32 protein-coding genes are annotated in these 24,337 nt (G+C 41.0%); 5 read left to right on the top strand and 27 right to left on the bottom strand.

Going from position 1 to position 24,337, the window contains the following annotated elements; all coding sequences use genetic code 11:
• The 7 genes from MHB42_RS08615 to MHB42_RS08585 form a co-directional block, all read right to left on the bottom strand.
• Positions 1–1,062 carry an LLM class flavin-dependent oxidoreductase gene (locus MHB42_RS08615; protein WP_340805520.1) on the bottom strand — a complete coding sequence of 354 codons (1,062 nt, stop codon included), beginning with the start codon at positions 1,060–1,062 and terminating at the stop codon, positions 1–3.
• A 9-nt stretch (positions 1,063–1,071) separates the two neighbouring features.
• Positions 1,072–2,313, bottom strand: coding sequence for an ATP-grasp domain-containing protein (locus MHB42_RS08610; protein ID WP_340805519.1), 1,242 nt, complete (start codon positions 2,311–2,313; stop codon positions 1,072–1,074).
• Positions 2,310–3,524, bottom strand: a complete 1,215-nt coding sequence (locus MHB42_RS08605) for an ATP-grasp domain-containing protein (RefSeq protein WP_340805518.1) — start codon at positions 3,522–3,524, stop codon at positions 2,310–2,312. Before MHB42_RS08605 ends, MHB42_RS08610 begins: the two co-directional genes overlap by 4 nt.
• Positions 3,525–3,717: 193 nt before the next feature.
• A complete protein-coding gene (locus MHB42_RS08600; protein ID WP_340805517.1) occupies positions 3,718–4,347 on the bottom strand; it encodes a hypothetical protein in 630 nt (209 codons plus the stop codon).
• 8 nt (positions 4,348–4,355) lie between these two features.
• Entirely contained in the window at positions 4,356–4,523 is a 168-nt protein-coding gene (locus MHB42_RS08595) for a hypothetical protein (protein WP_340805516.1), read from the bottom strand.
• 129 nt (positions 4,524–4,652) lie between these two features.
• Positions 4,653–5,009, bottom strand: coding sequence for a CPBP family intramembrane glutamic endopeptidase (locus tag MHB42_RS08590; protein ID WP_340805515.1), 357 nt, complete (start codon positions 5,007–5,009; stop codon positions 4,653–4,655).
• An 84-nt stretch (positions 5,010–5,093) separates the two neighbouring features.
• Positions 5,094–5,237, bottom strand: a complete 144-nt coding sequence (locus tag MHB42_RS08585; protein ID WP_340805514.1) for a hypothetical protein — start codon at positions 5,235–5,237, stop codon at positions 5,094–5,096.
• A 153-nt stretch (positions 5,238–5,390) separates the two neighbouring features.
• Between MHB42_RS08585 and MHB42_RS08580 the strand changes: the two genes are divergently transcribed.
• Positions 5,391–6,083 carry a class I SAM-dependent methyltransferase gene (locus MHB42_RS08580; RefSeq protein ID WP_340805513.1) on the top strand — a complete coding sequence of 231 codons (693 nt, stop codon included), beginning with the start codon at positions 5,391–5,393 and terminating at the stop codon, positions 6,081–6,083.
• A 46-nt stretch (positions 6,084–6,129) separates the two neighbouring features.
• Positions 6,130–6,471 (top strand): VOC family protein, encoded by a 342-nt coding sequence (locus tag MHB42_RS08575; RefSeq protein ID WP_340805512.1) that lies wholly within the window; start codon positions 6,130–6,132, stop codon positions 6,469–6,471.
• 92 nt (positions 6,472–6,563) lie between these two features.
• Here the strand turns inward: MHB42_RS08575 and MHB42_RS20670 are convergent, their stop codons facing one another.
• The 5 genes from MHB42_RS20670 to MHB42_RS08550 form a co-directional block, all read right to left on the bottom strand.
• Positions 6,564–6,695 (bottom strand): GNAT family N-acetyltransferase, encoded by a 132-nt coding sequence (locus MHB42_RS20670; protein ID WP_445299976.1) that lies wholly within the window; start codon positions 6,693–6,695, stop codon positions 6,564–6,566.
• 237 nt (positions 6,696–6,932) lie between these two features.
• Positions 6,933–8,156 carry a GNAT family N-acetyltransferase gene (locus tag MHB42_RS08565; RefSeq protein WP_340805511.1) on the bottom strand — a complete coding sequence of 408 codons (1,224 nt, stop codon included), beginning with the start codon at positions 8,154–8,156 and terminating at the stop codon, positions 6,933–6,935.
• Complete coding sequence (locus MHB42_RS08560; RefSeq protein WP_340805510.1) at positions 8,153–8,881, bottom strand: AAA family ATPase; 729 nt, start codon at positions 8,879–8,881, stop codon at positions 8,153–8,155. The genes MHB42_RS08565 and MHB42_RS08560 overlap by 4 nt, the downstream gene beginning before the upstream one ends.
• 507 nt (positions 8,882–9,388) lie before the next feature.
• Positions 9,389–9,745 (bottom strand): VOC family protein, encoded by a 357-nt coding sequence (locus MHB42_RS08555; protein WP_340805509.1) that lies wholly within the window; start codon positions 9,743–9,745, stop codon positions 9,389–9,391.
• A 195-nt stretch (positions 9,746–9,940) separates the two neighbouring features.
• Positions 9,941–10,888 (bottom strand): helix-turn-helix transcriptional regulator, encoded by a 948-nt coding sequence (locus MHB42_RS08550; RefSeq protein WP_340805508.1) that lies wholly within the window; start codon positions 10,886–10,888, stop codon positions 9,941–9,943.
• A gap of 464 nt (positions 10,889–11,352) precedes the next feature.
• Here MHB42_RS08550 and MHB42_RS08545 point away from each other — a divergent pair, with 464 nt between their 5' ends.
• Positions 11,353–11,568, top strand: a complete 216-nt coding sequence (locus tag MHB42_RS08545; protein ID WP_340805507.1) for a hypothetical protein — start codon at positions 11,353–11,355, stop codon at positions 11,566–11,568.
• A gap of 273 nt (positions 11,569–11,841) precedes the next feature.
• The gene (gene fumC, locus MHB42_RS08540; RefSeq protein WP_340805506.1) at positions 11,842–13,233 is read left to right on the top strand and encodes a class II fumarate hydratase; all 1,392 of its coding nucleotides are present in this window, start codon (positions 11,842–11,844) and stop codon (positions 13,231–13,233) included.
• Positions 13,234–13,364: 131 nt separating this feature from the next.
• On the opposite strand, the gene MHB42_RS08535 is transcribed toward fumC, so the two are convergent.
• The gene (locus tag MHB42_RS08535) at positions 13,365–13,703 is read right to left on the bottom strand and encodes a hypothetical protein (RefSeq protein WP_340805505.1); all 339 of its coding nucleotides are present in this window, start codon (positions 13,701–13,703) and stop codon (positions 13,365–13,367) included.
• A gap of 836 nt (positions 13,704–14,539) precedes the next feature.
• Between MHB42_RS08535 and MHB42_RS08530 the strand changes: the two genes are divergently transcribed.
• Positions 14,540–14,752 carry a hypothetical protein gene (locus MHB42_RS08530; RefSeq protein ID WP_340805504.1) on the top strand — a complete coding sequence of 71 codons (213 nt, stop codon included), beginning with the start codon at positions 14,540–14,542 and terminating at the stop codon, positions 14,750–14,752.
• Positions 14,753–14,872: 120 nt separating this feature from the next.
• Here the strand turns inward: MHB42_RS08530 and mdh are convergent, their stop codons facing one another.
• From mdh to eat, 14 genes are all read right to left on the bottom strand, one after another.
• Positions 14,873–15,811 carry a malate dehydrogenase gene (gene mdh / locus MHB42_RS08525; RefSeq protein ID WP_340805503.1) on the bottom strand — a complete coding sequence of 313 codons (939 nt, stop codon included), beginning with the start codon at positions 15,809–15,811 and terminating at the stop codon, positions 14,873–14,875.
• A gap of 23 nt (positions 15,812–15,834) precedes the next feature.
• Positions 15,835–16,197: a BMC domain-containing protein gene (locus tag MHB42_RS08520; RefSeq protein WP_340805502.1), complete on the bottom strand. Its 363-nt coding sequence runs from the start codon at positions 16,195–16,197 to the stop codon at positions 15,835–15,837.
• Positions 16,198–16,209: 12 nt separating this feature from the next.
• Positions 16,210–16,476 carry a EutN/CcmL family microcompartment protein gene (locus MHB42_RS08515; protein WP_340805501.1) on the bottom strand — a complete coding sequence of 89 codons (267 nt, stop codon included), beginning with the start codon at positions 16,474–16,476 and terminating at the stop codon, positions 16,210–16,212.
• Positions 16,477–16,478: 2 nt separating this feature from the next.
• Positions 16,479–17,324 (bottom strand): phosphate propanoyltransferase, encoded by an 846-nt coding sequence (gene pduL / locus MHB42_RS08510; RefSeq protein WP_402895095.1) that lies wholly within the window; start codon positions 17,322–17,324, stop codon positions 16,479–16,481.
• A gap of 15 nt (positions 17,325–17,339) precedes the next feature.
• Positions 17,340–17,621 (bottom strand): BMC domain-containing protein, encoded by a 282-nt coding sequence (locus MHB42_RS08505; protein WP_340805500.1) that lies wholly within the window; start codon positions 17,619–17,621, stop codon positions 17,340–17,342.
• A gap of 24 nt (positions 17,622–17,645) precedes the next feature.
• Complete coding sequence (fabG, locus tag MHB42_RS08500) at positions 17,646–18,416, bottom strand: 3-oxoacyl-ACP reductase FabG (protein ID WP_340805499.1); 771 nt, start codon at positions 18,414–18,416, stop codon at positions 17,646–17,648.
• Positions 18,417–18,483: 67 nt separating this feature from the next.
• Positions 18,484–18,768 carry a BMC domain-containing protein gene (locus MHB42_RS08495; protein ID WP_340805498.1) on the bottom strand — a complete coding sequence of 95 codons (285 nt, stop codon included), beginning with the start codon at positions 18,766–18,768 and terminating at the stop codon, positions 18,484–18,486.
• A 40-nt stretch (positions 18,769–18,808) separates the two neighbouring features.
• Positions 18,809–19,432 (bottom strand): hypothetical protein, encoded by a 624-nt coding sequence (locus MHB42_RS08490; RefSeq protein ID WP_340805497.1) that lies wholly within the window; start codon positions 19,430–19,432, stop codon positions 18,809–18,811.
• Between the two features lie 5 nt (positions 19,433–19,437).
• Entirely contained in the window at positions 19,438–20,040 is a 603-nt protein-coding gene (pduL, locus tag MHB42_RS08485; protein WP_340805496.1) for a phosphate propanoyltransferase, read from the bottom strand.
• Positions 20,041–20,058: 18 nt separating this feature from the next.
• Positions 20,059–20,340: a BMC domain-containing protein gene (locus MHB42_RS08480; RefSeq protein WP_053995836.1), complete on the bottom strand. Its 282-nt coding sequence runs from the start codon at positions 20,338–20,340 to the stop codon at positions 20,059–20,061.
• A 14-nt stretch (positions 20,341–20,354) separates the two neighbouring features.
• A complete protein-coding gene (locus MHB42_RS08475) occupies positions 20,355–21,842 on the bottom strand; it encodes an aldehyde dehydrogenase family protein (protein ID WP_340805495.1) in 1,488 nt (495 codons plus the stop codon).
• A 15-nt stretch (positions 21,843–21,857) separates the two neighbouring features.
• Positions 21,858–22,157 carry a hypothetical protein gene (locus MHB42_RS08470; protein ID WP_340805494.1) on the bottom strand — a complete coding sequence of 100 codons (300 nt, stop codon included), beginning with the start codon at positions 22,155–22,157 and terminating at the stop codon, positions 21,858–21,860.
• On the bottom strand, positions 22,150–22,905 hold the full coding sequence (locus MHB42_RS08465) for an HAD family hydrolase (RefSeq protein WP_340805493.1): 756 nt from the start codon (positions 22,903–22,905) through the stop codon (positions 22,150–22,152). Before MHB42_RS08465 ends, MHB42_RS08470 begins: the two co-directional genes overlap by 8 nt.
• Positions 22,906–22,926: 21 nt before the next feature.
• A complete protein-coding gene (eat, locus tag MHB42_RS08460; RefSeq protein WP_340805492.1) occupies positions 22,927–24,321 on the bottom strand; it encodes an ethanolamine permease in 1,395 nt (464 codons plus the stop codon).
• Positions 24,322–24,337 lie beyond the last annotated feature (16 nt).

Raw genomic sequence — 24,337 nt, 5'->3', positions numbered from 1 at the left:
TTAAACGTTTGCAAGCTCTTTTTTTAGTAAATGAATAACCTTCCCAACATTTTCTACTTCTTTCCGATAAGGATAGCCTGTTAAGCTAAAATATTCGACGCCAATGTCGATATAGTCTGCTATTTTATTGGCTACCTCTTCATAGGACCCATAAATGGTTGCTACAGGGCCTGTTCTTACTTGTGCTAGGCCTGCCCAAACATTGCGGTCAATCATAAAATCATTGCTTGCTAAATCCTCAAATTTTCGATTTCCTAATGCTAAATGCTGACGATAGTAGGCTCTCGTTTGCTGTAAGCTTTCATCGGATGCATGTAAAATCATCTTGTGGCAATCGTTTAAAGCTTCCTCAGTAGTTGCCCTAGCAACGATATTCACACCCATCCCCACTTTAATCGTGCGCTGATGGTGCACACGAGCATAGCTTTTAGCCGCTTCAATATACGCTTTTATATTGTCTACGCTATCGCCAAAGGTCATATAGTAATCAAAAAATTCGCCTGCTAAACGCATGGCAAATTCCCCACCACTTACGAATAAAGGGAGCTCAAAGGACTGATGGATAGGATTGATAGACGCATTTTTGTAAATATAATGCTCATCTTCGTAATTATGGAATCCATTCGCATGCAGTAACTCCGTGAAGCTTTTTGCAAAGCTATACATTCTATTTTGCAAAAACGCCAAGCTATCTGCGGGATACCCTTGTGCCAATGCATCATTGACAGTACCTTGCACTAAATTTAGCTTTACCCGATTCGTATTATTATCCAATGTTTTTAACATTGTTCCTAATACTTGAGGCGTTGTAATACCGGGGCGATAGGCGATAACCGTATTTATTTTACTCGTATTTTGTAAAATAAAGGATGCAGTTATAATGGAGTCCATACAGCGTGGGTCTATTGGAATTAAAATATCATCAAAACCCATTGCTTCTGCATCCTTTGCAATGTTAATAATACTGCTAATACTTGCTTCTTCAGATGGTGTTGCTGAACAAACATATTCAAAATCTCCTGAAGTTGGAGCAAACCAACAAAACTTTACATCCCTCAACATGAACCCCTCCTACATGAAATCATAATGATAGCTGACTTCCTTCGTAATAATATTGATTGTGGCGATTACACCCTCCATGCTTTCATCCTCAATATAAAATTTAGCAAGATATGCAAAGGGATGTAGCACGTGATAGGTTACTTTCTCCCCCGGTCCTACTATACTGGAACCTATAATATTATTAGGCAATGCGTTTAGCCCTTCTATACTACGTATTGTTATATCCCTTTTTTCAGGTAAAGGTACTAGCAGCATTGCAGATACTTTAGCTGGAGCAGCTAAGGCTCTTTTGGCAAGCGCTTTTTGACAATCAAAGTCATAACTTTCTTTTACAACATCAAAATGGTGAACACGCTCGATCAATTCTGTAATACTGCCCCCCGGATACCTGCCTGCCATTTCTAAAAATATAAACCCATCATGTGAATCAAAAGCTTCCAAATGGAACACTAATGAATTTATCTCTAAAATCGCTAAAATTGCTTTGACATACGCCTCGGCTTGCTCATATAAAGCAGCATCATTTGGTAAAATGGTCGCTAGGTTCTCCTTATGCTCAACAAAGCTATAACAATTTCCAAGCTTTTTAGCAACAGATAAAAATTTCATCTCCCCGTGCTGAACAATGCCATCGATATTGATAATAGGAGAATCAATAAACTCCTCAATCATCACCTTCTCTTCAGAATGAAATAAATTTTCTGTATGTACTACTAAATCCTCATAATTATTCGCAATAAGCACTCCTTGACTGCCCGCTTGATTCATTGGTTTAATAACAGCCTTGGCGCAAGTGCTTAAGTAGGATTGAATAATGCTCTGATAATTTTCAGGAGATAGCTCGCTATATTTTGGCGTAGCTAATCCCCCTTCCTCTAGTAAATGCTTCATAGTCATTTTATTGCGTAGCACATAAGCTTTATCTTCCGTTAAACCATTAATATGATATTTACTTCTAATAATGGCGGCTGGTAACACGGTATGCTCGTAAGTCGTCACAACATAGTCAATGGTGCCTTCTTTTGCAAGGATACGATCCACGATTGCCAGAATTTCCGCAATATTATTTTCAAAACATGCAACATCAAAGCCTGCTGGCGTATAGACACTATAAAAATCAATGATTTCCTTTAGTTCTGCTGGAGCCTCTGCCAGCTCCTCCTCTGAAGTAATAACAAAGTATTGATGCTCTTTAAAATTCAGATATTTTTTAATGCTTAAAATATCTCCTAATACTAAAATATTGTTCATAAGTGCTTACTCCCTACTGCATCTACCGACAATCTAAATCTATTGCGTATAGCTACCATTCTATTCGTTAATGCTTCCTGTGTATCGCCAATAATCGTAAAGTCAGCGATGGAGGAAATTGAACTATTAGCAGCAGTTAACCGTTCTCCCTCTTTAGCATGGATATTTTTATAGGTAATCCAATCATCATCAAATTCAGCTTCAGCACTAATCTCCGCCACAACCCCCTCCTTTTGATGGATAATAAGGAAGCCTGATAAAATATCCTTTTTGGGAGGTAGCTGTAAAGGCTCACCTAACTGTAATCGAATAGAGCATTCCGCTATATCTACTCCATATACATTGTCGATGGAGGGAATAATTCCACCGCCGCCTGGACGTGCTGCAATTTCGCAAAAAACAATTTGTCCATCTGGCTGAACAAAAGCCTCTAAATGAGTAACCCCGTTTTCATATGCCAAAGCATGAATAACCTCTTTATTAAATTGCTGTAAGCGCTCTTGTAGCTCTCCCTGATCAATCATGACAGACCCTAAGTAGCCATCCGTATGAAAGTTCAAAGTAGAATTCAAATATTTACTGACAGAACACATTCGAATATTGCCATTTTCAATAATGGCATCGCAATGATACATATCCCCAAAAATAAATGCCTCTATTTCGAAGTTATCATTAAAAATCGGCTCTTGTATGCTCTCTATATCGTGAACGCTTGCAATCTCATAGGTGTTCTTTGTACCAGTGCCATCTATCGGCTTAATAATCGATTTTCCATATTGCTGAAAAAATTCGATAGCCTCTAATCGACTTTTCAATAGCTTAGCCTCAGGAACCTTTATATTTTTTGCTCGTAAAATATTTTTCATATACATTTTATCTCTAAATCTTCGCGTTTCCTCCACGTTTAAACCCTGAGAAATGTTGCAAAGCTCTCTTATTCTTGCAGCAGTGTACATATAGCGCTCGGTATTATTGATAACTCTTGTAAATGCATATGTAGCATGCAAATGTTTAATCGTATCATTTAGCTCTTCCTCATTTGACAGATCACATTCCAGTGCTACCTTATAACGATCCTTAGGAAAATCTAGTGGAACCCCTTTTTCCTGAAGAATAATGACATCCACATTGTCGAAAGGATAGCCAGCAGATGCATAAATCCAATAAGGAAATCTGTTTAGTAATAAAACACTTTCTTTTGTAGGCTTCATTGTACCCTCCAAATTTTAGAAAAATTAACAGCAACAGATTCCATATTACTACCAAAATTAAGAAAAAACAACCATTTTCTATAAAATTACCATGTAAAATAACAACAATTAAGGGAGCCATAGTTATTGAAAACTAGACAAAAAAATGCCAAGAACTTTGCTTACACAAGGTTCCTGACATTTGTATAAATCTCTATGCTTTAAGCGCTTGCTCCATTTGCTGAAAATTATGGATTAAGCTATATTTTTGGATGCCACGAGCTTGCCCAATGCTAGCATCCGCAAAGCGACGAAACATTGCCTGATCCTTTAACGTATAGGCATAGATCGCCTCAATCGCTGGCTGCATCCATGGCTGTGTCAGCTTATCACTACGCATATCAGCCGTTCTGCCCTCCAGCGCCGCAATATAGCAATAAGCATAGCTCGATAACGGCTCTTTTTGAATTTGCTGTGCAGCGACCTTTGCCGCACTCAAATTTTCCTCCAGAATTGCCTTAACAAATTGATAGTTATACTTAATGGCTGGCTGTTTATAATGCTGGATAATGACATTCAATGCGTGAAGCTGCTCCTCCTTTGTGCCATAGGCCATAGCATAAAGCCCTCCAAAAATAGGCTCCTTGTGACGACGCTTCACCAATTGATCCACCAGCTTCATATTATTGGTGCGAAAGACAATATGTATATGGCGATAGATGACTGCAAGCGCAATCACCACAAATAGCCCAAGTGCAATGGACAAATGTACACCTGCCATTGCTAGCCCTACCCCTAATAGCATAATCGCTAAATAAAATAATGTTAACCGAACAATTCGCATAATGCCTCCTACTGTAATTTTTTACGCATCTTTCGTGCAAATAGAAAGCCTGCTCCTAAAAAGAAAATAAAGAGCATTACCTTCATAATAGGAATAAGAACGAACTTACTAACAAGCACAACAACAACAATATAATAGACAGCCATTGCTAACGTAAACAGTGTAAGCTTACTCATAAGACCCCCTGCTTTCTAGTTTCTCAGCATCACTAAGCTCCCTTCCATTATGCAAGTGCCCACCAAGAATTGCAAATGCATTCTAGGCGTTAAAACATGGCCATACTAGTCGCTAAAAAATTTGCCATGCTATGAGCTTGTCAAAATAGAGCCGCCTGATAGTCGCTTATTTAGCCAGCCCATTATATAGCCAGCTAGTGCTGTTAGCAGTATCACTAGAAGCACAGCAAGGGCAGGCAGCGCTAACCATAATAGTGCACCATGGATACAGCCGAAAAGAAGGCTTTGCATGATATTGCCCATCTGAACCCCAAACGACTGCGCTAATCTTTTTAACAAAAAGCCACGGAAAAAAAGCTCCTCTGATAAACCTGTTTGAACTACTGCATAAAGCAGAGCTGGTAAAATTGCAGCGACACCAAGACCAGCAAATTGATTGGCTGCTAATAAGGAATCGTCAATATAGAAAAAGATAAAAATATTCATAGATACAACTAAAAGAGCCTTGGATAGCAGTAAGAAAGTCATATACGTTCCTTTATGCCTGATAATCGGCTTGCGAAAACCTAGCTATGCCTGAAAGGGCTCTTTATTTCTTGCAGTAAAAAACCACCAAATAAATGGTATAACTGCAAATAATAGAACTTGTAGAATGGCACTCACCATCATTGTCCCTCCTATTTCTTCGTTACGATAAGCATAAATGATAATCATTAAATTATGTATCTTTAAGATTAAATACTATATGTTTGACAATACATTTATCCATACTATTATAGTGTTTTTACTTTGTGATTTTCGTTATTTTTCTGTATACTCAATTACGGACATTAAGGGTCTATAATATATGTATTGGAGGCAATATTCATGATTCAGGATACAACACAGCTTGTCAATAAATCACAGGCATATGAGAAAAATACACGCATTTCCGTGCCAGGGTATGATACATTATTTACAATGACAGAGGCATATTTGCGCGCGCAATTAGGGGAGCAACAGGCTTCGCTGCTTATTATAGGCGCTGGCGGTGGCAATGAGCTTACCGCATGGGGGCAGTCTAATCCCAACTGGTCCTTTACTGGGGTTGATCCATCAGAGGAAATGCTGCAAATCGCTTCTTATAAGGCGACACAGCTTGGCTTAGAGAGCCGTGTGCAGCTTATTCAAGGTACTATTGAGCAGTTGCCAGCAGCAACGAGCAAGTTTGATGCGGCTAGCTGTATTTTAGTGCTGCACTTTATTGAACAGTGGCAGGAAAAATTAGCGTTGCTGCAAACTATTCATAGGCAATTAAAGCCCGGTAAGCCCTTTGTCCTTGTGAGTGCCTATGGACAGCGAGATAGTGAGGAGCTGCAAGATCGCATTAAAATATGGCAAAGCTTCTTTTTAAATGTTGGCTATCGTCCTGAGAAAGTGGCGGATATGGGCAAGGTCATTCTGAATATTTCCTTTATAACAGATCAGCAAATCGAACAATTATTGCGTGAAGCAGGCTTTCACCATATTACTCGCTTTTTCACTTCAGGTCTTTTCGCAGGCTGGATGTGCCATACCTAAGCTAATAAGGCACTCCCCCCAATACTATTCCAAACAGAGGTGCACGATGAAATTAAATCACTTAAATTTAACAGTCAATGATGTGGATGCCACACGTCAATTTTTAGAAACCTATTTTGATATGATATGCGTTGGCAGCCGTGGCAAAAGCTTTGCCGCTATGTTGGATGACCAACAATTTGTTTTAACATTAATGAAAGGAAAAGATGTGCAATACCCAGCTACCTTTCATATTGGTTTCCCACAGGACAGTAGGGCAAAGGTGGATGCTATCAATAAGCGCTTAAAAAATGATGGCTATAAGGTGAATACCCCTATTGAATCCCATGGCTATACATTTTATGTCCAAGCACCGGGGAGCTTTACCATTGAAGTGTTAGCAGAGTAGTGCTGCTGTAATTTCACCAATAAATATTATAATAATAAACGCTTTGATCATTGGTCATGCCAAGCTTGCTATAGAGCTTTTATGCCTATCTATTATCTAGCATCATGGAGCGCATTCTCCTGCTGACAATAGCCATAGTATTGCTCCATTAAAGCTTGTGCGACTCCTTGCTGTCTTGCATGTGGTGCAACAAATAAATCATTTAAGACAAAGGCTTTTTTCATGGCTACGGCGGAAAGGGTTGGATAGAGCTATGCAAAGCCCACAGCCTCCTCCCCATGATAAGCAAGAAAAATAATTGGACAAGCATAGCGCCATGGTGTCAAGGTATATCCAACAAGCCCATTTTTCCACCATCAGCCACATACAGAGCCAATGCTACAACTAGGGTTTAGTAAGATAACATATAGACATTAGCAAAGGAGTTCAGCTATTAAAGAAGGCTTGGGCATCAACACTGTTTAAAAATAATCAATAAACGTTGGAATACCTACAGGTAGCACTGCCTCTAACAGCACAATATCCTCGGCACGCCCCTGTAAGCGTTCGATTTTTTCTAAATAGCTTGGTCGTTTATAGCCTAGTAGCATTGTAGCAAGTGTTTGCACCGTTAAATGGACGGCATCATTGCCTAGTGCCTCACTTACCTTTTGAACCGCTAGCTTGCCATCCTTCATCTTCACAATAAACGTGCCATTATTCCATGCAATAACGCGGTCATTCACAGCAAGCTGTAGCTGAAAATCATGGTCGCTAAATGGATAGCGCAATAAAAACTCTTTAACATCGACAATTCTCGCCATAAAATAAGGCGAAACCTTTTGAATAATTTCACTATCCTCTAATAAAAATGCCACCGCTTCATTGCCCGTCGTTTTGCCGTAAACATTGTAAATCATCGAGCTATGTGCAGACACAAAATTCCATAAACCTTTCCGTGCCTCCTCCTGCAAATAAACGATTTCATCAATATAATAATTTTCCTCCATAATACGATAAAACAAATAGCCCTGCGGTGTGTCCTCTTCATCATAGTAAACCGCTGCTTGAAGATTGACATCACTATCAATAAATTTTTCCTCCCAGAAATCCTCCTGAAATTTTTCATTCCAAGCAATACTATTTCGCACCATGACACCATGTGTTTTTTTGGCATAGCGCGCATAAATTGCTACAACATCCTCATGCCTTGGGTTGACACGTCGAATTTTTCCAGAAAGACCTGCATAATGTGGTAGCTGTGTATCCTTCACCTGAAATTCCACAATATCGCTCATAATTTCCCAGCCCTTTTTACGATAATAGGGAATTGAGTATGGAAATAAATAAGATATATATTGCCCCTCTGCACGCATCCGCTGCAAGCTCTCAATAATTAAGCCCTCCATTAAGCCATGACCCGAATACTCTGGGTACGTGCCTACCGCTGTAATCCCACCCATTTCATAAATTTTTCCATGGACATTGACCTCAAAGGGTAGGCTTAAAATTTGGGATACAAGCTGTGAGCCATCAAACCAGCCGATTGCATGCCCCTCATTAAATTGCCTGCTTTTCGCATTAACAAAGCGACGATCCTTATGAATGGACATCGACATTTGAAAGACATAATTGAGCAAATCAATGGATTGTGCCATTTCATCTAATCGAATATCGCGCATAACTAAGCCTTTTCGTTGATTCATAATTCCCTCTCCTCATCAAATAACTCGCGTAAAATACTGTCAGGTGCATCTAAAAAGCGCTTCGTAACGATATAATGAATCGTTTCCTCATAGCGAATTGCTTCAATTTCGCCATTATCAAAACTATAAATCGTCGCATTCGGATAGCCAAGTAAAATGGGTGAATGTGTGGCAATAATAAATTGTGCCTCATGCTCCAAGTCTTTCATAATTTTCAGCAGGCTAAGCTGTCTTGTAGGGGACAATGCCGCCTCAGGCTCATCTAATAAATAGATCGCCTTGCCTCTAAAGCGATTCATAAATAACGATAAAAATGATTCTCCATGCGACTGATGGTGCAATGATTTCCCTCCAAAAGCGGCATATTTATTTGGATGCTCTAACGAATCAATATGACTGGCAAATTGATAAAAGGTTTCTGAGCGTAGGAAAAAGCCATTTGAAATTTTCGGCATCCATGATAGACGAATATATTCCCCCAGTGAAGCCTCTGCCTTATGTACTTCGTATAAATTTTGACGACCACCACCCGCTGTATTAAAATCGCAGCGATCTGCAATCGCCTCAAGCAATGTTGATTTCCCTGAACCATTTTCCCCTACAAAGAATGTAACATTTGTCGGGAACTCCAGCTCCTCTAAATGCTGTAGGCTCGGAATGTTAAATGGATAAACCCCTTTCGTTGGAATTGTATGCTGCAATACCTTACATGATTTTAAATACATAACACTGCCTCCTTTCTTTTATTATAACGAACTTTAACAGCGCTGAAACAAAAGCACCCTCTCCAATTTCCACCCTCAAAACCTATGAAATATTTCCTGAGAAATAAATAAAAAATATGTCGAAAGTTGCAGTTACCATATGTAAAATCATGTCATATTTTTGATTTTTTTATAAACTAAGTGAATGTTGACCTCCTTTCTCCTGAATGATTAAGTGATTTCCATATAGACTTTATTTAGCAGGGCTTTGTTTATTGATTATCTTTGATAAAAATGTTGCCTCTATCTTTTTGAGAGGGTTGCCTCATTATTATGATCACTTAGAGTTCCTTTTAGTGTCACTTTAGAAGCTAATTTGCATCTATTTTAATGATTTTTTGCACTATAAGTAAATAAAAAAAGCCCAATTTCTCAGCATTAAAACTGAGAAATTAAACTTTTTTCGTTGTCCACAATCGCGCCCTTTAATGGCAAAACATTTTTATCTTTGTACAAACTAATGAGGATTTATCCGTGAAGAGTAATATAATATCCATCAGGATCTTCTACTGTAAACACCTTACCAAAGGGACTATCTGCTAAACCCTTAACAATCTTCACTTTTTTACCACGCACTTCATCATATCGTTTTTCCACGTCAAGAACGGAAAACCAAAGTGCGACTCCCCATCCAAGTTTGCCTGCTTTGTCCAAATCAACCAAAGGTTTTCTAATGGCAAAAGAAGCGCCCTTTTCATTTTTAAAGATATAGGCTTCTGGATTTTCATTTTCAATTTCAAAACCAAGAGTATTCTGATAAAATTCACGTGATTTTTCAAGCTTCCTTACCTGAATTGATAAAAAGTCGAGTTGAGGTGTAGCCATGTATTCCATCTCCTTAAATATTTATTGTGTGCTATATTGGCATTTTGTCTTTTGAACGATTTCATTCTAAATAAACGATACAATTTCGTATCTTATCATCTCTCCAACCAATGTAAGATATACTACTTCGCATTTCTCTCACTCCTTTAGGCTTACTTACCCAGATTATAAAATAACGCTACTGACAACGGTATGTCAGTAGCGTTTTAACATTTTTTTGGCTTCCTCACGAATTCGATTTCGAAACGATTCAGGCTCCAACACTATCACACCCGCTCCCCAGCCAAGCACCCATTGCAACACTTCGTCCAGTTGACGAACGCGTATGAACACATCCAATCCATCTTGATGCTCTACCATATCCTCTATGTAATAATAGTTAGATTCCTTCACCTTATCTGCGATCTCAAGATTAAATCGGAGACGAACCAGTAAGTGCCGATCATCCGCAGGAGTATAATCTCTAAAGTTAAAGTGTGCCGGTATTTTAAATCGTTCTTCCAGATCGATAAGTTCCGTCATTCTGGATAATCGGAAATGGCGAATGTCTCCGCGCAGATCACAATAGGCCACGAGCATCCACGAGCCTTGAACGAGCACCAATCCATAGGGCGCAACAGTACGAACACTATGGCGATTCCCCTCAGAATCCGCAAGTCCTTTTACATATTGAAAGCCAATCTTTCGCTTGTCTAATATCGCCTGACGGATCTTTTCTAGATATTCCTTTTCTTTTGACGGCATGGCCTGTTTATCGGAATTGAGCAAGCGCATAGCGTTGCGTACACGAGATGTTTCATTGCGAACGTTTTCCGGTAGAATGATCTCGAGTTTGCTGCGAGCGTCTTGCGCCTTGACGCGATAATCATCATCAAATCGTTGTTCAATAAAGTCTGTTCCAATCAGCAAGCTCACGGCTTCCGGTACCGTGAAACTGATCGGTGGCAGGAAATAACCTTCCATCAGGGAATATCCTGTACCAGGTGCTCCTATGATCGGCACGCCCGCTTCACTCAGCGCCTCCATGTCACGATAAATGGTCCGCACACTAGTTTCAAATAGGGCTGACAAATCTTCGGCTCGTACAACTTCTTTACGTTGCAGCTCCAGCACGATGGCAAATAATCGGTCTGTTTTGTTCATTGGTTGCCCACCTTGTTGTTTATTGCAAAATAATAGTACCACATCTTAATGGAGAAGATGATTTAGTGAATCGGGAGCTAGTATTTATCAGAAACCCCTAAAAATAAGGGTAATATGGTTCTGTTGCGTTGTTTCATAAACTGACCCGATTACTAAACAAAAAATGTACATTATTGAAGCTTATTTTAAATCCACATTTTAATTTCTCTTTCATTTTACATTTAGATTACTTAATTGTCTTCTACTACATATAGCGAAAGATAATAATTTTAATATTTTAAAAATAAATCCAAAATTGATATTTTCCAGGTGTATTTCCTCACTGTACGATCACCTCTAACATTTTTGTAAGCGGACTGAACGTGGTTCATCTATATTCACCGTCTTCCACCATCTCAAAAGTTCTAACTATTATCTTCCGCTCATAAATTGAGTAACAATTAAAAGTCAGAAGGAGAATCGTGATGTTTGTGACACATTTTTATGAAAATAAAACGGCTGTTTTAAGTCAATTGCTCATAACACTACCTGCTGTGGAGGAGGCTATTCGCATTAAAGGACGTAAGGCAAAGGTGTTGGAGGTACTTCAAGTCGATGACAATAATTTTCATGTAAAGATAGTGTTCGAAAAAATTCCTAAAAAACAGCCGCTTAAAGAATTAGGCAAGAAAAAGAGATAACATATGTTTATTCCTTCAAATTTCGGGCATTAAATAATCATCTTTGCGAATTATTCTCATTATAAAATTTCTTTAAGCAAAACCGTTGACTTTTTAATTGATAACAATTATCATTATCAGTAGATTATTTCTTTTCTCCAAATTGCTTTATTCAAAATCCCCCTCTTTTTTGAATAAGCACGTATGAGGCGGATATTCTTATGTCAGACTAAGAGTATCCGTTTTTTATCTGTATATCTGGGGAAACATACATACTAAAGGAGCTGGTTGAACATGGATTATCGTATTGAAAAAGACACGATGGGTGAAATCAAAGTACCTGCCAATAAAATTTGGGGCGCACAAACACAGCGCAGTAAGGAAAATTTCCAAATCGGGACAGAGCAAATGCCAATTGAGCTTGTACAAGCAATGACGATCTTAAAGAAAAGTGCTGCGATTGCGAACAACAAGCTAGGTAAGCTTTCTGCTATTAAAGCAAATGCCATCGTACAGGCTGCCGATGAAATTTTAAATGGACAATGGGACGACCAATTCCCACTTGTTGTTTGGCAAACAGGTAGTGGCACACAAACAAATATGAATGTCAATGAGGTCATTGCACACCGCGCAAATCAGCTTTTACAGGATGCTGGTGAGGCTGATCGCATTCATCCAAATGACGATGTTAATCAATCACAAAGCTCAAATGATACCTTCCCAACAGCCTTGCATATTGCGGCTGTCTTAAAAGTAGAGGATTATTTATTACCTCGACTACGTCTATTAAAAGCTACATTAGAAGAGAAGGCAGTACAATTTAAAGATATTATTAAAATTGGTCGTACACATTTACAGGATGCGACGCCCCTAACATTAGGTCAGGAAATTAGCGGCTGGGCTGCCATGCTAGCGAAATCGGAGCAGATGATTATTCAAAATATTGATTATATGAAGGAGCTTGCAATTGGCGGAACAGCGGTTGGTACGGGCATTAATGCACACCCTGAATTTGGTGATCGTGTAGCAGCAGAAATTAGTGAGCTAACAGGCAAGCACTTTACATCGGCAGCAAATAAATTCCATGCTTTAACAAGCCATGATGAAGCAGTTGTGGCACATGGCGCATTAAAGGCATTAGCAGCCGATTTAATGAAAATTGCCAACGATGTACGCTGGCTAGCAAGTGGCCCTCGTTCAGGTATTGGTGAAATTACGATTCCAGAAAACGAGCCAGGCTCATCCATTATGCCAGGGAAGGTCAACCCTACGCAAAGTGAAGCAATGACAATGGTTGTCACGCAAGTAGTTGGCAATGACGCAACGATTGCCTTCGCCGCTTCTCAGGGTAACTTTGAGCTGAACGTCTTTAAGCCAGTCATTATTTATAACTTCCTACAATCAACTCGCCTACTTGCTGACACAATGAAATCATTTAATGATCACTGTGCAGTAGGTATTGAACCAAATAAAGAGGTGCTTGACCATAATTTACAAAACTCATTAATGCTCGTTACGGCATTAAATCCGTATATTGGCTATGAAAATGCCGCTAAAATTGCGAAAAAAGCACATCAGGAAGGCACAACATTAAAAGAGGCAGCAATTGCAAGCGGTCTGTTAACAGAAGAGCAGTTCAATGAATATGTAGACCCAGCAACAATGATTTATCCAAATGTCAAATGATTTAGATGGAAAAACCCCTTATAAACGAAGTATATTCGTGTAGCCTTAGGGCTATTTTACAAGCTAGGCACACATATGAAAGATTGAGGCTAAATGCTTCAATCTTTTTTATTGGGACACTTGATAAGTCCTCACAAATCATTATAGAAGGTAACTTTATTTTCAAAATAGCTACAGTTAGCGCAAAGATGATCTCTATTGATAAATATAGCACTGTACATATTTGACCAAGGAATTTGTTCAGCACATCTTTCACAATGATCTACGTACTTATCACGTAAAATACCGTTCTCTAAAAAGATAGACCATTGTTGATCCGATAAACTTTCAGGTCCATTTTTTATGATAAGCAATGCTAAGGCTAACGCTTCCCCATCGTCAAATCTATTCTCGCTAATTAGCTTCTTTAAATAGGAAATAAATTTAGCTGGTTCTCTTATTATTCTTTGTTTAAGTCGCTCTCTTTGCATAAAACCTCTCCTTTCAAAATCGTTTTTTCAACAACATAAATAGGATTGTGGGTGATTGTGCCCCCCAATCCTATTTTACAGCTTAGCAACGTAAAATTTCGTGGCGTAAAGCTAATTTTTGTATAACGTGATATACAGTCAAATGCCTTTGAGAGAATCGTTGCTGTAGAAATTGCAGGAAATTAGCTTGCTGACGGATTGTCCGCTTCTTTTGATATGGCTTGCTACCGAATTTCAATCAATGTGATCACAGACGCTTTAACGGTCTGATGCTGCGGTGGCGTTTTGGGCTCAATATACAAGGTTGTATAATAGGCATCCGCAATAACAATGAGGTAAATCACAAATAATAATTGCTTTGTTCAATGGTTCAAAATATAATAGTGCTCCTTTTTCAATAAACTTATCTATTTATACGGACAACATAAAAATTGGTTTCATTATTTTTTGAATGATACATAAAAGCTTCTTCCACCATCATTTTCCCAACGGTCAATGTCCTGACGATGCTCTTCTTTTTCTTTACTCCTGACTAACATAGCCCCTCACCCTTTTCAATCATTCTTCTCTATTTTATGAGGAATAGGCTATTTTCGTTCATGATCACGTGAAACTTCCATCCATATCCTTCGAAAAACAGTTCTAGGAATAGGGAAGCTTGGACTGCCCCCTATCAATAAAATAGCTACACTGTAAGCACCCATAAAAAGTATTGGGCAATAGAGAACCTCGCTATAAAATCATTGACGGTGAAACAATGTTGATGTCACCACGTCCAATACTTAAGCATAATCGAGTCATTACTAATTGAGCGGTATTATTTGATAAATATTTAGATGGTAGACGAAAAAAATAGAGTAGTCTATAACCATGACATCCTGAAGCCAAACGGGAGCTACGACCTAGATAATGTTTATACCGTTATTCCTGATTGGGAGGAGATAACAGAGAGGGAAAAAGCAGAGGCTGTCCTCACGTTTAACGTATCACTTTATGATGACTTTATTATCAATATTAAAGATATATTTAAAAATATAATAAACTACTAGTATGTACAGCACTAAAAATAATAAAATCTGAAGAAAGGCTGCTTCAATTGGCATACAAAAATCCCCTTTAATACAGTTTGTCTATTTAAAGGGGATATGATCAAGCTACATACACAATGTCTATTTTACATAGTCAATTGTTTGATAAACAGCTTGCACTGAGTTGGCAAAGACCTCCTGCTCCTCTGCATTTAAGTGCAGCTCCACCACACTTTCAATGCCATTGCCACCAAGCACAACTGGTACACCGATACAGGCATTCTGTACTTGATATTCGCCTTGTAAATACGCAATAGCAGGTAAAATTCGTTTTTTATCCTTTAATAAAGCTTCTAGCATTACAATAATGGATGCAGCAGGTGCATAATAGGCACTGCCATTTCCTAAAAGCTCCACAATTTCACCGCCACCTTTACGTGTGCGCTCTACCAATTGCTCGATTTGTGCAGGGGGCATTAATTTTTCTAAAGGAATGCCACCAACATACGTATAACGGACAAGCGGCACCATTTCATCACCATGTCCCCCTAATACAAAGCTAGAAACATCTTCAACAGCTATATTGAGTGCCTCCGCAATAAAGGTATTAAAGCGAGCTGTGTCCAAAATACCTGATTGCCCCATCACACGGTTTTTCGGAAAGCCTGTTGCTTGCAGGCAAACATAAGTCATTGCATCGACAGGATTACTTAGGACAATGGCATAGCTATTTGGTGCATATTGCCGAATCTGCTGACTAACGGTGCTAATAATCGCCGCATTGGTGCTAATTAAATCCTCCCTGCTCATGCCCGGCTTGCGCGCTATTCCTGCTGTAATCACGACAATATCAGCATGAGCGATTTCAGTATAGTCCGCCGTGCCCGTAATCTGCACATTAAATTGTTGAATAGGAGCCGTTTGTAATAAATCCAATGCCTTTCCCTTTGTTGGATTTTCAAGCTCTGGTATATCTACAAGCACAATATCGCCTAGCTCCTGCTGTGCAGCCATCAGCGCAACGGTTGTACCAGTATGCCCAGCACCAATAATCGCAATTTTAGGACGCTTAAAGCCCATTGTCAATCACTCCTTTCACTTCATCATTGATCTGCTGCGCTATCCGTAGCATCCTTCGACTGTGCTTTACGCACGGCTGGCTTGGATGCTTTTGTGGCTGGCTTAGCAGCAGGCTTTTGTTCAAGAATAATGCTGTGAATATCATCTGCTGCGCGCGGAATTACATGTGCACCAAGCACCTTTCCAATACGCTCCGCGGTCGCTTTTCCTGCCTCCACGGCCGCCTGCACCGCTCCTACATCACCAGCAACGATAATTGTGACAATGCCTCCATCTACAAGCTCATGCCTCACTAGCTGGACATCAGCAGCCTTTAGCATAGCGTCTGCCGCTTCAATGGAGCCAATCATGCCAAATGTTTCAATCATCCCAATGGCTTCTTTCATTTTTTCACCCCACTATTCGTCTGACCTATCAATAATACCAACAACAATGGCATCAATTGGGCAAATCACTTCCTTAGAAAAGCTGCGAACGGCTGCACTGCCCATCGTTAAAATCACATCATCGCCAACCCCTGCACCAATACGGTCTGCTGCAACAATTTGCTCATCAGCAAGCTGACCATCTATTTTTTTAGGCTGAATAATAAGTAGCTTTAGACCCTGTAGCCCCTCCTCCTTACGAGTAGCCCATATATTCCCAACAACTGTCCCTATACGCATGCTTAATCATCCTTTTTATACTGTATTTCAATGCCTAAGTTCGCTATTGTTTCCCTTGCAAGCGCGGTAAAAATAGCTGCCTGTGGGACAATGATTGTGCTGCCCTGATACTGTGCAATATCCTGCTCAGTAATAATTTTTTGCGTAAGCTCTACAGTCATCGTTTGTGGGCTAGCGCTTGAAGCAATCTGCTGACAAGCTGTGAAAATAGAGCCGATTGCCCCTTGCTTTATTAAGCCTGCATTCGCTTCATCTGTATCAATATGCATTTCTAATTGATAATGCTCAGCTACACGAATTTTAACTTGCTGAAAGGTTATTGGACGAACACCTGACACTTGGATTGCCACATATTCCCCATCCTGTACAGCTAAATGCTTGGCGTCCTGTGGTGACATATGAATATGAGCCTGTGCAATAATGACACCCTCATGCAAAAATAAGCTACCCTTTGGTCCAACTAATGTACAGCTAGCAGAGCCTGCAATATTGCCTGATTCCCTTATTGGTGGATGAATGCCTAATGCAATTGCATCTGTATGGCTAATTTCTACCTGTGTGAATGCTCGTGCAGGTCCCAAGACGCGCACATTGGCAATGCTGCCTTTAGGGCCAACAATCATAAGCGTTTCCTGTGCTGCAAATTGTCCAGGCTGGGAGAGCATTTTTTGAACGGTTAATGCTGCACCCTTGCCGAAAAGATGCTCCACATGCTCCTGCTTTAAATGAATATGCCTTGCCGAAACAGCAATTGGAATAGCATTTGTGGAAGGTGGTGTTGGCTGATTGGTCGTTAGTACTTCGGCAAGCGCCTCATTAACGAGTTGCTCGATTATTTGTGGATTCATAAAGCCACCTCACCTTCACGATTGTACAGGTAAAATGGCTTCTAATTCTGCATGAGGACGCGGAATGACATGCACAGATAGCAACTCGCCTACTCGCTGTGCTGCCGCAGCACCAGCATCTGTTGCAGCCTTGACAGCGCCCACATCACCACGTACTAGCACGGTTACAATGCCACCACCCACATGTACTTTCCCAACCAAATGCACATTTGCTGCCTTTACCATGGCATCTGCTGCCTCAATCGAGCCTACCAGCCCCTTTGTTTCAATCATGCCTAATGCACCTAAATGATTCATCTCTATTCCTCCTTATCCAGCAAGTTAAAATGCCTCTGAGTCCTCTGGCAATGTTTGTCCACCGTCAATAATAATGGATTGCCCTGTAATAAAGCTTGCTTCCTTACTGCTTAAAAATAAAGCCGCATAAGCAATATCCTCTACACTGCCAAGCCCGCCGAATGGAATAGCCTTTGCCATTTTTTGAAGATAATCCTCCCCAAGACCATCCAAGCCTTCTGTGGCAATATTGCCTGGCATAACCGCATTCACCGTAATTTTATAGGGGGCTAATTCCAGCGCTGCTGTACGCATAAAGCCTAATTGTGCTGCCTTACTTGCTGCATAATGTGTCCAGCCTGCATAGCCTGTTACAGGTCCTGTAATCGACGAAGTAATGATGACCCTGCCATACGCTGCTTCCTTTAAATAAGGAAGACAAGCCTTCACAGTAAACATAGTCCCTCTTGCGTTCACATTGAGCACATGATCCCAATCGGCTGTCGTCATTTCCTCTAGCTTCACAGAAGGAAAAATACCCGCATTGGCACAAACAATATCAATACCGCCATGGGTAGCAGCTATTTCACGTGCCATCTGATCAACAGATTCATAGCTTTCTACATCCACGGCGATGGCGGATGCCGAATAGCCATCAGCCTTTAATGCCGTGACTAGCTCATTAGCCGCATCAAGACCTCTTGCCGCAATAACGACATGTGCGCCTTGCTTAGCAAAAACCGTTGAAAGCCCTTTGCCGATTCCCTTACTGCCACCTGTCACCAATACAACCTTTCCAGTTAAATCTACCTTCATCTCTATTTCCCACCCTTTCATGATTAATCAAGTGAACCTTCACTTGTTTTTATAGCCTATTAAAGCATTACGGCTTTATCGCAATTTCCTCTACTAATGCTGTGAGCGTAGCATCAGGCCGTAAAATAGTGGTAGAGGCAATCCATTGATTCGCTGCTTTTGCCATCCGTGTACCAATCGCAATTGCCTCTCGAATTGCCTCTACATCACCTTCAATCGTGATTGTTACAAGCGCTAAATCAATCGTTTCTTGTCGAAGCAATCGTATCTCTGCTGCTTTTAACATGGCATCTGCTATTTGGATCGAAATCGCTAGCCCTCTCGTTTCAACAATACCAATTGATTTTGTCATGCAACAACACTCCACTCGTACTTTGACATGTTCTTACTCGCTATTTTCGTTGAATGGTAATCCCTTTTTCCTGCAGCACATCAAGAGCTAATGGCGTTAGCCTTGTAGTAGCAGGAATCACAAGCTGCTGTCCCTGAAATGTCCGAAGCATTTCCTCAGTAATATATGCTGGCTGCTGATCGGCAAAGGACAAATCCTGCTGTGTCGCCTTCATAGAAGGGATAAGCTGTGAAAATAATTGCAAGTCACAGCCAAACGACTTTAGGCTTGCCATATGCTGTTGTAGCATACTACGATAGGCATTTGGCTGTTGGGCGGTCATCACCTCAGCCATTTTTTGCTGAGGGACTAGCACAGCTGGCTCGCCCCTCAGTAGTAGGTCTGCTAGAAACAAGGCTGCTGGGGAATTCGGCAAGCCCTGTGCACTCGCAACAATAAACGCTTGGTCAACTTCCAGAAAAACAATGGCATCGTAGAACATTTGGGGGATGTTCGTAGCATCTGTGCCTTCTTGCCATTCTTCCACTGTACAATAGCTGCTTAATGCTTCCATTTGCTTATAAGAGATTGCTGTCTGGGGATGAACAATCAATAATCTTTTTTTAGGCTGGACAAGCGTTGTCACAATTTCTTGAATGAGCTGCTGTAATTGTTGAACATTCATTCACTTCACTCCATTTTAATCAACCTGCCATACTGGTTTGGTACAACAGAGGCTGCATTTGCCTCATCCGTATCAACATGCATTTCTAAGACAAAATCTGGGGATACACGGACAACCACATTCATGATTTGTAGCTGTCGTACGTCATTTATAATCTCGACTTTCACAATTTCCTGATCCTGCACACAAAGAGCCTGTGCATCCATTTCTGACATATGAATATGGGCTTGTGCAATAATAAGCCCCTGCTGTTTCTGAATCGTTCCCTCTGGGCCAATTAATGTAATGGGTGCGGAGTTCTGCACATCACCCGACATGCGAATAGGTGGCGTGACCCCTAATTTCACTGCATCCGTTTGGCTGACCTCCACCTGTGTTTGCTCGCGAAAAGGACCTAATATACGCACCTTGTCAATGCAGCCTCTAGGACCCTGAATGGTAATCACCTGCTCTGCGGCAAACTGCCCGGGCTGTGACAGGTCTTTCCATTTTGTGCATACGGCCTGTGTGCCAAATAAATAATGGAAATCCTCCTCGCTAACATGACAATGTCTTGCTGAAACAGCGATGGGGATTTTGTCAGCGATCGCTATTGGATTGTGCTGCATTAAGACAACCCCCTCCACTTATTTTGGTAAAATAGCAAGTAACTCTGAATGTGGGCGAGGAATCACATGCACAGACAATAATTCACCCACGCGACGAGCAGCCTCTGAGCCCGCATCCGTTGCCGCCTTGACTGCGCCGACATCACCTGTTACTAACACCGTGACAATACCGCCACCAACATGGACTTTGCCAACAATATTAACGTTTGCTGCCTTCACCATAGCATCCGCTGCCTCAATCGAACCGATCAATCCTCTTGTTTCAATCATTCCTAATGCACCATTAATTTCTACGCTCATTGTGAACTCCTCCTCTAAACGGTTAATTTCGTAACAATATCTTCTACTATTTTGCGAATCATCGCAGGATCAATCGTTACCTCTTCATCTGTGTTTACTGCTACTGCTGGCTGTTGAATATTTTGCGGATGCTGTGGCTTTGGCACTGCTAGCTCCTTGATACCATAGGCAACGCGCTTTTTATTGCTTAAGTGACGAGCTGTAATATTATCACTTGTAATATTGCCGCCATATGCACCACAGCCCAATGTATAGGATGGCGTTAAGCTCGTTGTGCCACCCGCCGCCCCTACAGAAGCCATCGTATTAACCAAAATCCGTGACACGGGCATATGAATGGAAAATTCTTTAACAAATTGATCGTTTTCCGCATGGATCGCCGCACTATGCCCACGTCCTCCTACATCTAACAATTGCTGACATAGTCGAATCGCTTCCTCCTGAGAATGTGCTGTATACAAGCCTAAAATGGGCGATAGCTTCTCTATGGAAAAGGGATGCTCTTTACCAATATACTGCTCCTCTGCCACAAGCACCCTTGTACCTGCTGGCACTTGAATCTGTGCCAGCTCTGCAATGCTTATCGCAGGCTTCCCAACAATTTCCGTATTTAATGTACGTGGCACTGGGGAAATCACCTGTGCTAATTTTAGCCTGTCCTCTCCCGTCACAATAGCTGCACCATTTTGAGCTAACGCTGCCATCACCTGTGCCTTCACATCCTGATGCACAACTATTGCCTGCTCTGTTGCACAAATTGTACTATTATCAAATGATTTGCTATCAATAATGTGCTGCACAGCGCGGGCAACATTCGCTGTCTTATCGATATAAACAGGAACATTCCCCGGTCCCACACCATAGGCAGGCTTGCCAGAGCTATAGGCTGCCTTCACAAGCCCTGAGCCGCCAGTCGCTAAAATAAGCTGCACAGCCCTATGCTGCATTAATGCCTCTGTGCCCTTTATCGTCGGATGAGCTACCCAGCGAATCAAGCCAGCAGGCGCACCTGCACGGACAGCCGCCTCATGACAAATTTTCAATGCTTCAATCGTACAGTTTACCGCCGTTGGGTGCGGGCTAAAGACAATTGCATTTTGCGCCTTCAACGCGATGAGCGTTTTATAGATAGCAGTGGCAGTTGGGTTTGTTACTGGTGATACAGCAGCAATCACACCATATGGATAGGCGATTTCTATTTGCTTTGCTGTATGGTCCTCATGCACAATCCCTACTGTCTTTTCATGACAGATGGATGCATAAACACCCTTTGAAGCGAGCTCGTTTTTAATTTTTTTATGCTCAATCACACCCATTTTTGTTTCTGTTACTGCCAATATAGCTAGCTTTTCAGCTTGTCGGTAGGCTTCCTCTGCAATCGCCTGAACAATAGCATCCACTTGCTGCTGAGAATAGCTAGCGTACACTTTTTGAGCCTCCGCTGCCTCTGCAACAGCATCGCGCACCTCCTGAATAGAGAGTAAATCTCGATCTTTTATCATTGCTGACACCGCCTATCATATAAATTTTTTAAATGCGATGAAATCAGACGATGAAGATGAAGCTGTTGTTGCTTGCGTGAATGCTTGCTGGCGATGCAGGTCCTCCCAATGCTGCAGCTCATGCGCTGACAATGGCTGATAGCTTCCAATGATAGCTGGCGCTTGCTGAGTGCTGTCACTCGCTGCTGTCATTAAACGAAAGGACTGCCATTCCTGCAATTCAGCCTGTGTTAAGCCTTGAATTTGCTCCTTTGGCATTTGTGCCACCTTCTCCATCACTAACGCTGTAATTTTCGCAATAAGTTCATTATCCATATTGATCCTCCTCCGCTGTCAGCAAGGTTATAAGCGATTCATCATACGCTTCGATAATTTTCATGGCATCTGGTAAATAATCTTTTGGATAGACATCTTGTGGAATAATGCCAATTGAATAGAGCATGCCTGCGTTTTTAGCAAATAGCATATCCGCATTGGAATCACCAATCATCACTGTCTGTTCAAGCGATACTTGATAGCGTTCCCGTGCCAAATGCGCTAAATCTGGAAATGGCTTGCTGGATGCTACTTGGTCACTGCCAAGCACAAATTCAAATAGCGACCATAGCCCAAGCTGCTTTACATGTAATTCTGCTCGTGCTGTTGAATCTGCTGTGATAACGCCTAAGCGAATACCATGCTCCTTTAAGCGCATCAGAAGCTGTCGAATACCCGGTAATTCCTGTACCGTTATATTTTCCTGCTGGGCTGTTGCTAAGCTCGATGCTGTTCTTGCTAGCGTAACACCCTCACTCCAAGCAATACCTTGCTGATAAAGCAAGTAAGCCATAATTGTTTCTGCTTCCTGGATGCTTCCAACAGCTAGTGGGCTTGTTGGGTCAATCGTTGCTCCATCGGCTGCTACACCGATTGTTGTTAAAAAGTGCTGTAATGAAAACGCAATCTTTAAATCAGAATTTTCAGTCAAATTTAGGTAAAAATTTTTAGCCCATGGAATCCAGATAGAATCCAGGTCAATAATTGTGCCATCTTTATCAAAAATGACCCACTCTACTTTTTGCATAAAGCACACATCCTCTACGCTTTATTCTAGTATAGATGCTTGTGTTATTTGGCTATCTTCCTCGACTGCTTCCTTTGCAAAGCGCTCCTCTGGTGCATCCTCATTGATTTGATGTCTTGCCCATAGCCAGTAGTAAATACTTGCAACGGCAAAAACCGCAAGACAGACAACGAAAAACGTTAAATTGGCAAAGAAGCTCGCAAAAATCGCAATGATAGCTAGTGTTAAAGAAACAATCGGTGTCAATGGATACAATGGCGTCCGAAAAGTTCGCGATAAATTCGGCTCCTTTTTACGTAAAATCAACACAGATAAATTCATCGTAATATACGATACTAATGCACCAAATGTAGAAATTAAAATTAAATCATCTGGATTGAACAATATAACAAGCACTAAGCCAATAAAGCCCGGTAAAATAATTGCCATATAAGGCGTTTGACGTGTTTTATGCATTTTCGATAAAATGCTTGGCAAATACCCTGCACGTGATAGCGCATAAACCTGACGTGAATAAGCTAAAATTACACCTGAAAAGCTTGCAATTAAACCAACTAATCCAACAGATGCTAAAACCTGCGCTAGCCAATACGTATTGCCAAAGGCTGCCGCAATCGCTGCTGGTAGTGGGTCCTCTGCTACTGTCATCGTATCAATGCCCGCAAGCCCAATCGCCACTGTCGTTGTAAGCACAGATAAAATTAACAGTGTCACCATGCCAGAAATTAACCCCTTAGGCATATCCTTTTGTACATCTCTCGTTTCCTCTGACAGCATCGGTAGCATTTCAATCGCTAAAAATAGCCACATTGCATATGGTAGCGCAGACCACACGCCTTTAAAGCCACCTGGCACTAGCTCACCGCTTGCTGGGAACAAATTCTCCACTTGAATCTGTGGCAGCCCCACAAAATACATCAGCACTAATAATCCCAATGCGATAAATACAAGCACCATCTCAATCGTTGCGTATTCCTTAATGCCTAAAATGTGTACCCCCATAAAGAGCGCATACATAAACGCTGCGGCGACAACTGTTGGCACTGCTGGGAACAAGAAGCTTATATAACCACCAATCCCAATTGCAATAATAGGTGCAGCAATCACATACTGCAGCACAACCCCTATGCCTGTAATGAAGCCCATATATCTGCCCATGGCACGTCTAGCAAACGAGTATGGTCCCCCGGCATATGGCAGCATTGTCGATAATTCAGAGATTCCTAGCGTCATTGTTAAGTACATAATCGCCATAAATATCGTAGCAATCAGCATGCCTAAATAGCCCGATTGACTTAAGCCAAAGTTCCATCCAAAATAATTTCCTGAAATAACAATTCCAACACCAATTGTCCATAAATGAATAGGTGTAAGGGCTTTCTTTAAAACAATGATTTCATTCTTTTTTGAAGTCATTTAGTTCGCCACCTTT

This window comes from Lysinibacillus sp. FSL K6-0232 (assembly GCF_038008325.1).
Taxonomy (GTDB): domain Bacteria; phylum Bacillota; class Bacilli; order Bacillales_A; family Planococcaceae; genus Lysinibacillus.
This window is presented reverse-complemented; position numbering and strand designations above follow the sequence as displayed.